Source organism: Streptomyces sp. NPDC020965 (assembly GCF_044333555.1).
In the GTDB taxonomy this organism is placed as follows: domain Bacteria; phylum Actinomycetota; class Actinomycetes; order Streptomycetales; family Streptomycetaceae; genus Streptomyces.
Genome location: NZ_JBIRRE010000008.1, coordinates 103,429 through 116,072 on the forward strand (window position 1 = coordinate 103,429; position 12,644 = coordinate 116,072).

The window sequence follows — 12,644 nt, forward strand, 5'->3', positions numbered from 1 at the left end:
CCACTGAGCACCGCGCCACCGCTTCCCCAGCCTCCCCGCGGGAGGCTGGGGAAGCGGTGGCGCGGTGGCCCCGTCCGGACCGGAACCCGCGAGCCGGAACCGTCAGCCGGAACCGGTGACCGCCCAGAGCAGCAGGAGGTTGCAGGAACCCTGCGCCACCGCACAGGCGAGCGCGGATCCGGTCAGCGCCCGGCACACCCCGAGCGCCAGTCCCATCAGGAAGACCGACGGCAACACCCCGCAGATGACCCGGAGGTTGAAGGGGTTGAGTCCGTAGTCGCCGAGATGGACCACGGACCAGGCCACCGCCGTGGTGACGATGGCCTGGTACGTACCGCGCCGCTCCTCCACCGCCCGGTACAGGACACCCCGGTAACAGATCTCCTCACAGAGCGGCACCAGCACACCCATCGAGAGCAGCATGGCGAGGGTGCCCAGCAGCGGCACCCCCGGCACCATGTCCTCGAAGAGGCGGGGGACCCAGACGGTCCAGTTGTCGTCCCCCTCGCCGAAGGCGGCCCTGGTCGCCAGATAGCTCTCCGCGTAGACGAGGGCGACGAGGGCGGTGCCCAGCAGCGCCGGGAGGACGGGGAACCGGCACAGACCAGCCGCCGCCCATCCGGTACGGGGCAGGGCGAGCAGCACGGCCGCGCTGAGCGCGACCGACAGCACCATGAGGGGGAAGGCGTACGCCCCCGCGATCCGTACCACCGCGAGGACCGCGAACAGGGCCGCCGCCGACGCCAGGGGAAAGGTCGCGTGATGGTGCCGCAGCCGGGTCAGCGCGCTCCCGGCGGCCGGTGTCCGCCGCCGCGTGGTGGTCATGGCCCGCTCACCCCAGCGCCTTCTGCCGACGGGCCCGTCCGAAGCTGGGCAGCCACCAGTTGTACTTGCGGAACAGCAGCAGCGTCGCCGGGACGAACAGCATCCGGATGAGGGTGGCGTCGAGCAGCACGGCGAGGCCGAGACCGGCTCCGTACTCCTGGAGCATCAGCGTCGACGACAGCACCATCGTGCCGAGGCTGCCCGCCATGACCAGGCCGGCCGCGTTGATCACCCGTCCGGTGTCCACCACGGCCCGCAGGGTGGCCTCCTCCTGGGAGAGTCCGGCGCGCATCAGATCACGGACCCGGGTGATCAGGAAGATCTCGTAATCCATGCCCAGGCCCATCATCAGCACGGTGAGGAAGATCGGCAGATCGTCGATGATCGCCTCGCCGCGCCAGTAGTGGAAGATCAGCACGGTCAGGCCGACGGCCCACACATTGCTGAGCATGATCGTGGCGATCAGCCGGACCGGGACGAGCAGCGACCGCAGGGCGATCACCAGCATCACGAACACCCCGACGCAGACCAGCACGACCATCTGCCAGAAGCTGGTGCGGAGCGCGGCGCCGTACTGACGGTCGACCTGGGTGGCGCCGCCGACCTCCAATTTCCCCACCTCGCCACGGGCCGACGCGACCACCTTCTCGATGCGCTGCACGGCGGCGGACGCCTTCTCGGAGTACGGGTCGTCCGTGAGGCGTACGACGAAGCGCAGCGCGCTCTCCGCCGCCACGTAGTCGTCCCGCAACTCCGGTGGCATGGCGGTGACCTGTGCCGTTTCCCAGCGGCTGCCGAAGGGGTGGGTGGCGGAGTCGACCGAGGCGACGCCGTCGGTCGCGGCGAGCCGTTCCGTGAGCGCGCTGACGGCGCGCTGTCCCCGCTCCGTCAGCGCGCCCGCGTCGACCACGCCGGCGGCGGGCTCGCCCACCACGACGGTGGGCAGCACCGCGGCGTCGCCCCACCGGTCGGCGACCGCGCTGAACCCCTCCCGGGAGTCGGTGGCCGGGCTGAGTGCCACCGGGTCGGCCGTCGACCGGCTGTTGGCGACGATCAGCGCGAACGGCACGGTGAGGACGATGAAGACGGCCACGATCGCCCCCTTGCGGCGCCGGGCGAACTCGGCGGTGCGCCGTAGGTGTCTGCCGACGCCGCCGTGGTGCTCCAGGTCCGAGAGCGGATCCCGGCCGAGTGCGAAGAATCGGTCACCGAGCAGGATCAGCAGACAGGGGGTGAGCGTGAGCGCGGCGGCCAGGATGATCGGGATGCCGATGATGCCGCCGTAGCCGAGCGGGGGAATCCAGTCCACCGGCGACACCAGGGTCGCGCCGAAGGCGAGGCCCACCGCGATGGCGGCCAGCAGCATGGACTCGCCCGCGTGCACCGTGGCGTGGATGGCCGCCTCGCGCGGGGGACGGCCCGCCACCCGCTCCTGCCGGTAGCGGGAGGAGAGCAACATGCTGTAGTCCACGCCCGCACCCAGCATCACGAACGTCATGATGGTGATGGTGAACTGGGTGAGGGTCACCCCCTTGCCGAGCTGGTAGAGGGCGGCCTGGCTGACGTTCATCGCCAGGCCGACCACGACGAGCGTGAGGATCGCGGGCACGACCGCGCGGAAGAAGAGCAGCAGGATGATGAAGATGATGACGTACGCCACCGACTCCATCAGGGCGTTGTCGGCCTCGGCCTTGTCGTAGGTGTCATGGATGAGGGCGAGTTCGCCGGTGACATGGACCTCGGCCGTGCCCTTCAGTCCGGCCGATTCGAGCAGCTCCCCGGCGGTCTTCCGCAGCCCCTTCACATCGGGGTCGTTGCCCACCTGTTCGGTGTAGCTGACGGAGGTCAGGGCCGCCTTGCCGTCCTCGGAGAGCAGCCGGCCGGTCGCCTCCCGGGGCACGGGCAGCGGGAAAGTCCCCCAGTCGGCCCGTGCGGTGAACTCTCCGGCGATACGGGCGACCGCGGCGCTGTCCGGTGCGGTCACCGCCTCCCGGGCGGGGCCGGTGAGGGCGGGCGGTACCCGGCCCGCGGTGGCCTCCCGGTCGGCGAACGCGCGCCGCTCCGTCTCCTGGCCGCCCGCCGCGGTGGCCCGGGTGCGCAGATCGTCGAGGAACCGTGCCGTCGCGTCCCGGTACAGGGTGTACGCGGACGACGAGCGCGCCACGTCGCCCGCGCTCCGCAGACCGGCGATCTCGGTGTCCAGCGCCGCCAGGAAGGACCGCACCTCGGGCCGGTCGACGCGGTCGGCCTCCAGGACGAGGATGACCTCCCGCTGGGAGCGGTGCGGGAACGCCTCGGCCGTCAGCTCTTCGGCGCGGGCGCTGCTGGTGCCGGGCACCACCTTGGACGCGCCCTGATCGGTGAGGACGGAGTCCAGTTTGAACGCGAACGGCATGCACAGGGCGATCAGCACGGCCCAGGCCAGGATCACCGTCTTGGGCCGGGCGGCGAGTCCTTCGGCGAAGCGGTGGAGCCCGCGCTGGACCGCGCCGCCGCCCGGTCCGCCCGGCGGACCGGCGGGGGGCGCCCCCGGCCCGGTGGCCGGGGGCGATCCCTGAGTCTGGTGCGTCATACGACCGGGGCCCCCTCGTCCGCGGCGCGACGGCGGGCCGGAATGCTGTCGGCCTGTTTGGTCCCGGTGACGACGACGAAGGTGTGCCGGATGTCGAGCCGCCCCTCCTTGGCGAGCAGTTCGGCGAGTCCGGCGGTGAGCCGGTCGAGGACGAGCTGCTCGCGTCCGCTGTCGACCGCCGTCTTGAATCCGGCGGCGGCGCCGGAGCGGGTGACCCACTCGACGGCCTCCTCCGGGGTGCGCGCGGGGATGGACTGGGCGCCCTCGCGCTGGATGTCGACGGTGAGTCCCGCCTTGACGAACCAGCGGGCGACCGTCGCCGCGTCCTTGGGCAGGGTGACGCGGATCAGACCGGTGAGCAGCGAGGGGTCATGCGCGAAGATCTTCTCCAGCCGTTCGGTCAGGGCGCGGTGGGCGTCCGCGCGGGTCTCGATGACGACGACCCGGCCGCCGGGCTTGAGGACCCGTTCGATCTGGGCGAGCAGCCTGGACGGTTTGGTGTAGCAGATGGCCCAGCCGACGACGACGAGGTCGGCGGCTCCGGTGGGCCGGGACCGTATGAAGGAGTCCATATCGCCTTCGGCGAGTTCGACCGTCAGACGGGGCGCGTCCTGGGCGAGCGGCAGCACCTTCTCCCTGGCGACGCGTAACATCCCGGGCGACTTGTCGACGGCGTGGACCGCACCCACGCCCCGGAGCCTGCGGACGATCTCCGCCGTCAGATGCCCGGTGCCACAGGCGAGTTCCACGACCGTGTCCCCCGGCCGGACCGGTACGGAGTCGAGTGCTTCGACGGAGTGCAGGCCCATGACCGGACTGAAGAAGGTGTCATAGTCCGAGCTGGCGGCGTCGTAGTCGGCCGTGGGGTCGGCGTGCGCCTTGTTGAGCGCGAGCCGCAGCGCTCGTGCGGCCAGTCCTACGCGTGACATGTGCGGACTCCTTCATGAGAACGATCGATGGGGTGATGGGATGGAACGGGCCAACTGGAGCAGGGCTCCGGTGCAGGCCAGGACTCCTGCCGCGCCCCGTGCCTCGGAGAGCCACAGGACGGCCGCCGTGCCACCGGCGACGGCGGAGAGCAGGAGGACGGTGCCGTCGGCGGCCGGCCGCCGACGGTCCGGGAAACCGGACCGCGCGGGACGCGGTAGGCCCCGGATGACCAGTGCGACGGCGAACGCGCACAGGGCGAGCGCGAGTGGTGTGGTGGCGGCACCGGCGGGCAGCGGGCAGGGCACCGTGACGCCGAGCAGCAGCAGTCCGCCGACGACCGCGCCCCGGCCGCCGCGGTCGCCGTGCCGCCGCCGCGCGGAGCGTGCGGTGACCGTACCGGCGACGAGGGCCGGTACGACGGCGAGGAGGGTGGCGCCGAGCAGGACCGGGCCGGCGTCCGGGACCGCGAAGCCGAGGGGCGCCACCCCGGCGGTCGCTCCGGTGATCGCCAGGTCCACGCGGGTCATGCCGTCGTCACCCCGGCCGTGACGCGCTCGCGGTTCAGGAGCAGCGCGCGCTCGGCGGCGATCGACTCGATGACGTGGTCGAGCTGGCCCCGGGTGTGGGCGGCCATGAAGCTGGTGCGCAGCCGGGGTGAAGCGGCGGGCGGCACGACGGGGTTGACGTAGACGCCGCGGTCGGAGAGCCGGTGCCAGACGGAGAGGGTCTCGTAGGTGCCGAGGGTGGGGACGGGGATGATCGGGGTGGTGCTGTCGCCGGTTTCGACACCCGCCGCCGCCAGTCCTTGCCTGACGTAGTCGGCGTTGGCGTTGAGGGTTTCGACGAGCTGCGGCTCATCGCGCAGGATGCGCAGCGCGGTGAGGGCGGCAGCGGTGTTGGCCGGGGTCATCGCCGCGCTGAACATGAGGCTGCGGGCGTGGTGTTTGAGGTAGTGGATGGCCTCCTCGCTGCCCGCGACCGCGCCGCCGAGCGAGGCGAGGGACTTGCTGAAGGTGACGGTGATCAGATCGACCTCGTCGGTGAGTCCGAAGTGGGCCGCGGTGCCGCGGCCCTTGGCCAGTACGCCGAGGCCGTGGGCGTCGTCCACGACCAGCCGTGCCCCGTAGCGGCGGCAGACGGCGGAGATCGCGGGCAGATCGCAGAGGTCGCCCTCCATGGAGTAGACGCCGTCGACCACCACGAGCCTGGGCGCGTCGTCGGGCAGTCGTTCGAGCACCCCGGCCAGGGACGTGGCGTCGTTGTGCTGGAACCACCTGAGCCTGGCGCCGCTCAGCCGGCAGCCGTCGACGACGGAGGCGTGCGCGTGCCGGTCGACCACGACGTAGTCGCGCGGGGTGAGCAGTCCGGCGATCACACCGAGGTTGGTCTGGTAGCCGGTCGACATCAGGAGGGCCGCGGGCTTGCCGAGGAAGCCGGCCAGCTCGTTCTCCAGTTCCAGATGGAGGTCGATGTTGCCGTTCAGGAAACGGGAGCCGGTGCAGGAGGTGCCGTAGGCGTCGAGCGCCGAGTGGGCGGCGGCGCGCACCCGGTGGTCGGTGGTGAGTCCGAGGTAGTTGTTGGACCCGCACATGATCATTTCACGGCCGTTCCGGCGCACGGTTGTGCCCTCGTGGCCCTGAAGAGGCAGGAAGTAGGGATAGAGACCGCTCGCGATGGCTTCGGACGCCGCCGTGTACGCCGCGAATCGTAAAAAGACGTCGGTCTGCTCTGCTATTGCGTTCATGAAGAATTCCCCCCAGGAGCTGCAATGCATACTCAATGGCCGGGCGTGCTCGCACGACCGTTTTTCGGCACAGGATTGGGTGATTGAGGCAGCACGAATCAACGCCTGGCGTCGGCCTTTCCCTTACTCAAAGGGAATCCCACAGAGGCAGATGCGAGGCGATGGCGTGTGCCGAGGTATCCGTCGCGCGCGGCGTCAAGAACGTACAGATCACCGCTGGCGCGGAGGCGGCCCACACTTCACGGACGACAGTGTCCGTGAACGGGGCCGCGTGGTGTCCCTCCCGCCGGACGGCGACATGGAGGCAGAGCTCATGTCACCCGTCAACGGAAAAGAAATGGAAAAGAATCCATAAAGGAATCTACGTCGACAGCTTCTCGTTCATTCCAACCCCCCGATCGGCAACCCTTGATCCACCCATAGGGGTGGCATCGCAATGGGACCATAACGAGATCAAGCCAATGCTGTCAACAGACCCCTTGACAGCATTGAGTAAACATAGCTGGATTTGCTAATTCCGCTTTCAGTTACTGTCGCGTCGGTAATAAGCGCCCTTCCTGAGGGTGTTACGCTGCATCCGACCGTCCAGACGGTCGGTACCAAGAATGGCCTTCGACGACGGGTGGCACGGTGCGTGATCGACTTCTTGACTCGGTCGAACGACTGCTGGTGAAAGGCGGTCTGGACGCCGTCAGGCTGGACGCGGTCGCGGCCGGGGCCGGAGTCAGCAAAGGGGGGCTGCTGCACCACTTCCCCTCCAAACGGTGTCTGGTGGAGGGCGTGGTCCAGCGGCTCGTCGACCGCTTCGATGCGGTACTTCCCACCCCCGGCGCGCCGCCCGGCGCGTACACCCGCGCCTGGCTCGACGCCACCATCCCGCTCACCTCACCCGCGGGCGACAGGAGCGGGCAGGACGAGACCCCGGCCGCGCTGCTGGCCGCGGCGAGCGGTCCCGAGGTGCTCGACGTCATGCGCGGCCACTACCGACGGTGGCAGGAACAGCTCGACGCGGACGGACTGGCGCCCGGTGTCGCCACCCTGGTGCGGATGGCGGTCGACGGCTGGTGGACGGCCCGCCTGCTCGGCCTGGCGCCGCCGCACGACGAAGCCCATGTCCAACTGCGCCGACTGATCGACGGACTCATCCAAGAAGGGGCGTCCCGCTGATGGCCGTTCTCCTCGTCGCCGGGGCGATCCTCTCCGAAGTGATCGCCACCCTCTCGTTACGCGCGTCCCAGGGGTTGACCCGCGTGGGCGCGACAGCCCTGGTGGTCATCGGATACGCGGTCGCCTTCGTGCTGCTCGCCCAGGCCCTCAAATCGCTCAACGTCGGTCCGGTGTACGCGATCTGGTCCGGCGTCGGTACCGTCGGCGCGTTCGTCGGCGGTGTGTTCTTCTTCGGCGAACCGGTGAAGCCGGCGACGCTCATCGGGATCGGCCTCGTCGTCATCGGAGTCGCCGTTATGTACCTCGGCGGCGGGATGGAGCACTGATGCCGAACAGGCTCACCGGTCCCGCCGCAGGGGGGCCCGGGGTCCGGGACGCCGGGACGTTCACCACCCGGCACCCCTTCCGGCTGGTGAAGGCGGCGATGCTCGTCACCGACCTCACCTTCCTCCTCTACTGGGCGGCCTCACTCCTGGTCCTGATCCCCGCCGAGTACGCCTACAAGGACTACGACGACCCCGTCATGACCGACTGGAACTACTCCTTCCTGCCGCTGGACCTCGCCGCCAGCGCGACGGGACTCGCCGCGCTCTCCCTGCTGCGCGGCCACGGCGGCCTGGCGACCGCGCACCGGGAGTCCTGGCGCCCACTGATGCTGATCTCCCTGACCCTGACCAGCACCGCGGGCCTCCAGGCGGTCGTCTTCTGGGCGCTGCGCGGGGACTGGTCGATCAGTTGGTGGCTCCCCAACCTGTTCCTGCTGCTCTTCCCGCTGCCCTCGATCGCCCTGCTGCTCCGACATCAGAAGGACCCGACCCCGGACCACTGAAACCGGGGTGGCCGAGGAGCGGCGGGACACCGGAGCGTGTTACGGAGGCCCCGGCGCGTCCAGCCACCCACCGCACGACCCTGTCCGACCGGTCAGGCTCCCCCGTCAGCGCGCCGGTTCCTTCTTCCAGGCACTGACACCGAGCCTTCCCGTCGTGCCGAGGTCGAGCTCCGGCGTCACGACGACCGGCGGTGCGCCGGGCTTGGCCGCCACCCGTACATACGGGACGTTGGCCGCGACGCCCGAACCGGTGGTGTTGCGCCACATCAGGCCGGCGGACGCGGTCTCGCCCGGACGCAGACTCACCGGCCGGGGCGGCGCATCAAAGCCCGACACGGTGGCGACACCACCACTGCCGTCCACGATCCGCACTCCGCGCACCGGCTGCCGTTCTTCGTCCAAGAGCCCGAGGGACGGGTAGCCCTCGATGTGGTACGCGTCTGTTCCGCAGTTCGTCAGACGGAGGCCGACGACGCGGAGCCCCATGGCCGCCTCGCCGTCGTCGGCCATGAGCTGGACCCCGGAAGCCGGGCAGGGGCCCGAGCCGGTCGGGGCCTCGTCCGTGGGGACCCGTCTGACCTTCCCGATCCGCACCTGCGGCCGGTCGCGGGAGTCCGGCCGCGTGGTGGGTATTCCGACGGTACTGGCCACGGTCCGGCCGGGCCCCACGGCGGGCACCACCTGCCGCGCGTTCTCCAGCACCCCTCCGGAGTCGGAGAGGAAGTCGAAGGTCACGGTGTAGGTGAAGGGTTCGGCCTCACGGTTGGTGACCTCGAACTCCACGGCCGCCGGGGACTGCTCATCGTCCCCGCCCTCTCCGCCCCCGCCCCAGGCGGTGATCCTGACGCCGTCCTTGCTCAGGCCGGCGGGGTCGCCGGGTGGAGCGCCGGCCCGCTTCCCGTCGTCGCCGGGCGGATCGCCGGTGCTCGCTCCGCACCCCGCCAGGAGCAGGGCGCTCGCGAACATGACGGGCAGGGCGCGACGGGGGCTGAGAGGCATCCGGCCACTTCACCAAGGCCCGGGTCACGGGGCCATGACGAAGGCCACACCGCCCGTCACAAGCGAGTCACAAGATCCTGCCCACCGCCAACAGCCGTGCGACGGAAGGGAGATAAAGACTTTCGCGCCGCGCCCCGCCATCCACTGGGACTCGGAACGCGGCGGGGCTCACGGCTCCCGACGGTCGCGACCGTCGGGAGCCGTGAGCCTGCCGGGCACCGGGTGTGCCGCCCCCGTCCACGGGCGGCTGCCTCATGCCCCGGCGACACGCACCCGTCGGCTCACATAGCCCTCGCTGGTGATGTGCCGTGCCGCCTCCGCGTAGTACGAGGGGTTCGCCGGCAGATTGGTGTCGAGGCCGTCGACGTAGCGGTTGTACATGCTGAACGCCGCGGCGATCAGGACCGTGTCATGGATCTCGACGTCCCCCGCGCCTTCCGCACGGGCCGCCGCCACTGCTTCGTCGGACACCGGTCGCGCCTGCTCCCGCACCTCCGCGGCGATCCGCAGCAGTGCCCGCAGCATCTCGGAGATGGGTGCGGTCGCCGGATCGGCGAGTACCGCCTTGACCAGGTCCTCGCCACCTTCGAGCTGCGCCGCGGCGAACGCGCCGTGCGTGGTGGCGCAGAAGCGGGTGCCGTTGAGTTCGGACACATACGCCGCGATCAGCTCGCGTTCTCCGCGACTCAGCGGTGACGGACCGCGCAGCAGCGTGTCGGCGAGTTGGGACAACGGGGCGCCGGCGTCCTTGCGGTGCGCGAACAGACCCATGATGCCCGGTAGGTCATTGCCAATCTCGATGTGCGGCACTGTGCGCTTCCCTTCGTGGGGCGAGCGATTCGACGCTCCATCTTCTTCAGCCCTCGACCCACGGACAACTCCCAGATTGCGGGGGTACGGTGCGCCCCCGCGCGCGCGGGGCCGCTCCCGTCCCGGATACGGGACTCGACATGTCCGGGGCTCCCCACTGACGCACCCTCGGAGGTCACATGGCTTTTTCGCAGTGAACCTTTACCGAACCGGGGTGGCACCAGCGCTGTTCCACACTTTGGCGGTCAGGGAGCGCGCCCACAACATGACCTGACGAGTCATCAGTTACCCATGGCTCAGCCGGCGCAGGCTCCGGACGATGGAAAGCCGGTCAGGTGGGGCGTCCATCGATCCGGTGACTACATGCCCTTGACAGGAATGATGTCACTTAGCTTTCATATACCTACCTCGACTGAAACGCACAGCCTAGCTGCGGAGGAAACATGACTCAATCGATCGAATCCCGGATGCAGGAAGGTCTGGTGTCCCTGACGCCGCCGCCCGCGGCCCGGTACAACGACCCGGCCGAGTACCTCGACTTCGCCCGGCCGATCACCGAGAAGTTCCTGCCGTACGACACCCGCAGCGACAGCGAGCTGCGGGAGGTCGCCGTGGGCCACGAGAGCCCGCTGGAGCGTGAGCGCGCACTGTGGGAGCTGGCGGACCGCAACCCCGCGGCGAGCCTGGCCTTCATCACCGACCGGATCGGTGCCGAGACGGACCGCGCGGTCCGCTCGGGCAACCTGTGGCTGGCGCTCCGCTCGGGCGGTCCGCAGAGCCTGAACATCCTGGAGAAGTTCGCCACGGACGACGACCCCGAGATCGCCGACTGGGCGCGGGTGCTGGCCTCCGACATCACCGGTGTGAAGGCGCACCGGATGTACAACGAGGCCGAGGTCGAGGAGACCGGCTACTTCGACCAGACGGTCCCGCTCATCATCGGCGGCCGGGTCGTCATCATGACGCCGGGTGTCGGCACGGTCCGCGCGGTGCTCTCACCGCTCTGGTTCGAAGCGATCCAGGGCCGGGTGCTCGCCAGCACCAACGTTCAGACCATCCGGACCGATCTCACGATCGAGAAGGAGCTGAAGGGCCTGAACGCCGACGGCTCGATCCACTACGAGATCTTCCCGTTCCGCGGGCTCAGCGTGGAGTACGAAGCCTGCAACCTGGAGCACAACTACCTCTCCGAGACGATGCGTCCGTTCTACCCGAGCGGCGTCGTCGGCCAGGGCGAGATGGTCGAGGTTCCCGTATCCCTCGGCCGTATCGCGATGACCTCGCTGGCGACCAAGGACGAGGTCACCATCCACGGTGACGGTCCTCGTGCGGAGCGCCTGCGCAACGCCGACATGCCGTTCGTGACGAGTGTGCGCGGCCGGTACCACGGCTGGGCCGCGGTCAACCTGGACAACACCTTCGACCGCGGCACCATCGGGGCCGGAGAAGCACAGCTGGCGAACCCGACGGACCCGATCGCGGGCTCGATGACCAACGCCAAGCTGTACGGCACGTTCCGCGGCAAGTCCGGCGACTTCACCGGAGCGGGACGCTACACCCTCAACACGATCAAGTGCCACGGCCGTCCCGACGGCCTGATCGACGTCGCGAAGGACGGCGCGGAGCTGGCCAGCGAGTGAATTGAGGTCCCGTCAAAAGGGCGGTGCGCCCCCACGGATCCCGTGGGGGCGCACCGCCCTGTGACCAGGAGGCTGCCCCATAATCCGAGGCGCGCCGCCTGGGGACCGACAGAACGGCACTCGATATCAGACAAGCCCCAGCATGAGCGAGCAGCGGAGCACAGCGTCCGGCTCACCCTTTATCCGTACGTCACCCGTGGCAATCGCCTGGAATGGCGAAAGCATCCCGGCGCCGACCCGGATGAACGTCTTCGCATCGCACTCGATGGTCAGCGCTGGTTCGTCCACCGCACCGCGCTCGAAGAACACTTCGCCGTCCCGGACATGAATCTGAAAGGTCTCGTCACTGACCTTGAACTCATAGACGTCGTCGACGTCCGGGATCTCGTCGCGGACAATCATCGCCTGCACGGCGAGGAATCCCCACTCCGCGCGGGATTCGCCGTCGGCGTCCGAGCTGTCGAGGAACGACAGTCCCCAGCGCGCCAGTCCCAGCACCGGGAAGCGCAGTTCCTCGCCGGCCTCGGTCAGCCCGTAGAGTCGGGCGCGTCCGTCACCAGCCACGGAACTCTGCTTGACCACTCCGCGCTCCGTCAGCATCCGGAGCCGGTCGGTGAGGAGATTGGGCCCAATGCCGGGCAGGTTCTGCAGCAGGCCGTTGAATCGGGCGGGGCCGATCAGCAACTCCCGCACGACGAGCAGAGTCCAACGCTCGCCGATAATGTCCAGACCCGCTGCCAGTCCGCAGAATTGCCCGTACTCGCGCCCCATGCCAGCCACCTTTACTCTCACTGCACATAGTAACATTCCGTGGCGGCTGCGCGGAATGCCCGACCGTGGCACCAAGGGTCGATCACCCGTCCGACGTGGGGCGGAATTGCCGACGCCGGATCGACCCCCCTGGCGGAGAATCCGGCCCTCAGCCGGGGAGCGCACACCCGACCACGAGAGCCGCGCGTCGCGAGCCGCGATACCGGAGGTCGGAGGCGCTCAAGCAGGCAACTCGGCTACAGCGCGGTGCATTTCCCGACGACCGTGAAGGCCGCCCCCGCCGGGGGGCCCGCGCCCTCGTCGGCACCGGCGCACCCTCCGCGGGAGGCATCCGTCGGCCGCTCCCCCGCCACGGAA

Annotated in this window: 12 protein-coding genes; 4 read left to right on the forward strand and 8 right to left on the reverse strand. The window is 69.7% G+C overall.

Features of this window, described 5'->3' with window-relative positions:
• Window positions 1–102 precede the first annotated feature (102 nt).
• The 5 genes from ACH4S7_RS23775 to ACH4S7_RS23795 are packed head-to-tail and all read right to left on the reverse strand — an operon-like array spanning window position 103 to window position 6,071.
• Window positions 103–825, reverse strand: a complete 723-nt coding sequence (locus ACH4S7_RS23775) for a lysostaphin resistance A-like protein (protein WP_398523265.1) — start codon at window positions 823–825, stop codon at window positions 103–105.
• A 7-nt stretch (window positions 826–832) separates the two neighbouring features.
• Entirely contained in the window at window positions 833–3,397 is a 2,565-nt protein-coding gene (locus tag ACH4S7_RS23780; RefSeq protein ID WP_398523266.1) for an MMPL family transporter, read from the reverse strand.
• Window positions 3,394–4,326, reverse strand: coding sequence for a class I SAM-dependent methyltransferase (locus ACH4S7_RS23785; protein WP_398523267.1), 933 nt, complete (start codon window positions 4,324–4,326; stop codon window positions 3,394–3,396). Before ACH4S7_RS23785 ends, ACH4S7_RS23780 begins: the two co-directional genes overlap by 4 nt.
• 12 nt (window positions 4,327–4,338) lie before the next feature.
• Window positions 4,339–4,854 (reverse strand): hypothetical protein, encoded by a 516-nt coding sequence (locus ACH4S7_RS23790; RefSeq protein ID WP_398523268.1) that lies wholly within the window; start codon window positions 4,852–4,854, stop codon window positions 4,339–4,341.
• Window positions 4,851–6,071, reverse strand: a complete 1,221-nt coding sequence (locus ACH4S7_RS23795) for an aminotransferase class I/II-fold pyridoxal phosphate-dependent enzyme (RefSeq protein WP_398523269.1) — start codon at window positions 6,069–6,071, stop codon at window positions 4,851–4,853. The genes ACH4S7_RS23790 and ACH4S7_RS23795 overlap by 4 nt, the downstream gene beginning before the upstream one ends.
• Before the next feature lie 630 nt (window positions 6,072–6,701).
• On the opposite strand from ACH4S7_RS23795, the gene ACH4S7_RS23800 reads away from it, so the two are divergent.
• Genes ACH4S7_RS23800 through ACH4S7_RS23810 form a run of 3 tightly spaced genes read left to right on the forward strand, consistent with a single transcriptional unit; the run spans window position 6,702 to window position 8,067 of the window.
• Window positions 6,702–7,238 carry a TetR/AcrR family transcriptional regulator gene (locus ACH4S7_RS23800; protein WP_398523270.1) on the forward strand — a complete coding sequence of 179 codons (537 nt, stop codon included), beginning with the start codon at window positions 6,702–6,704 and terminating at the stop codon, window positions 7,236–7,238.
• The gene (locus tag ACH4S7_RS23805; RefSeq protein ID WP_398523271.1) at window positions 7,238–7,564 is read left to right on the forward strand and encodes a DMT family transporter; all 327 of its coding nucleotides are present in this window, start codon (window positions 7,238–7,240) and stop codon (window positions 7,562–7,564) included. The genes ACH4S7_RS23800 and ACH4S7_RS23805 overlap by 1 nt, the downstream gene beginning before the upstream one ends.
• Window positions 7,564–8,067 carry a DUF5360 family protein gene (locus ACH4S7_RS23810; protein ID WP_398523272.1) on the forward strand — a complete coding sequence of 168 codons (504 nt, stop codon included), beginning with the start codon at window positions 7,564–7,566 and terminating at the stop codon, window positions 8,065–8,067. Before ACH4S7_RS23805 ends, ACH4S7_RS23810 begins: the two co-directional genes overlap by 1 nt.
• 105 nt (window positions 8,068–8,172) lie before the next feature.
• Here ACH4S7_RS23810 and ACH4S7_RS23815 read toward each other — a convergent pair whose 3' ends face one another.
• Complete coding sequence (locus tag ACH4S7_RS23815; RefSeq protein WP_398523273.1) at window positions 8,173–9,066, reverse strand: DUF4232 domain-containing protein; 894 nt, start codon at window positions 9,064–9,066, stop codon at window positions 8,173–8,175.
• Between the two features lie 252 nt (window positions 9,067–9,318).
• Window positions 9,319–9,876, reverse strand: coding sequence for a carboxymuconolactone decarboxylase family protein (locus ACH4S7_RS23820; RefSeq protein ID WP_398523274.1), 558 nt, complete (start codon window positions 9,874–9,876; stop codon window positions 9,319–9,321).
• Window positions 9,877–10,319: 443 nt separating this feature from the next.
• Here ACH4S7_RS23820 and ACH4S7_RS23825 point away from each other — a divergent pair, with 443 nt between their 5' ends.
• Complete coding sequence (locus tag ACH4S7_RS23825; protein ID WP_398523275.1) at window positions 10,320–11,516, forward strand: HEAT repeat domain-containing protein; 1,197 nt, start codon at window positions 10,320–10,322, stop codon at window positions 11,514–11,516.
• 126 nt (window positions 11,517–11,642) lie between these two features.
• Here the strand turns inward: ACH4S7_RS23825 and ACH4S7_RS23830 are convergent, their stop codons facing one another.
• Window positions 11,643–12,287 (reverse strand): winged helix-turn-helix transcriptional regulator, encoded by a 645-nt coding sequence (locus ACH4S7_RS23830; RefSeq protein ID WP_398523276.1) that lies wholly within the window; start codon window positions 12,285–12,287, stop codon window positions 11,643–11,645.
• Between the last annotated feature and the right edge of the window lie 357 nt (window positions 12,288–12,644).

Bases quoted from the DNA above. Each gene is read 5' to 3' on its own strand.
- ACH4S7_RS23785 (WP_398523267.1), bottom strand. From the start codon at position 4,326: ATGTCACGCGTAGGACTGGCCGCACGAGCGCTGCGGCTCGCGCTCAAC.
- ACH4S7_RS23775 (WP_398523265.1), bottom strand. From the start codon at position 825: ATGACCACCACGCGGCGGCGGACACCGGCCGCCGGGAGCGCGCTGACC.
- ACH4S7_RS23780 (WP_398523266.1), bottom strand. From the start codon at position 3,397: ATGACGCACCAGACTCAGGGATCGCCCCCGGCCACCGGGCCGGGGGCG.
- ACH4S7_RS23810 (WP_398523272.1), top strand. From the start codon at position 7,564: ATGCCGAACAGGCTCACCGGTCCCGCCGCAGGGGGGCCCGGGGTCCGG.
- ACH4S7_RS23825 (WP_398523275.1), top strand. From the start codon at position 10,320: ATGACTCAATCGATCGAATCCCGGATGCAGGAAGGTCTGGTGTCCCTG.
- ACH4S7_RS23805 (WP_398523271.1), top strand. From the start codon at position 7,238: ATGGCCGTTCTCCTCGTCGCCGGGGCGATCCTCTCCGAAGTGATCGCC.
- ACH4S7_RS23830 (WP_398523276.1), bottom strand. From the start codon at position 12,287: ATGGGGCGCGAGTACGGGCAATTCTGCGGACTGGCAGCGGGTCTGGAC.
- ACH4S7_RS23790 (WP_398523268.1), bottom strand. From the start codon at position 4,854: ATGACCCGCGTGGACCTGGCGATCACCGGAGCGACCGCCGGGGTGGCG.
- ACH4S7_RS23815 (WP_398523273.1), bottom strand. From the start codon at position 9,066: ATGCCTCTCAGCCCCCGTCGCGCCCTGCCCGTCATGTTCGCGAGCGCC.
- ACH4S7_RS23795 (WP_398523269.1), bottom strand. From the start codon at position 6,071: ATGAACGCAATAGCAGAGCAGACCGACGTCTTTTTACGATTCGCGGCG.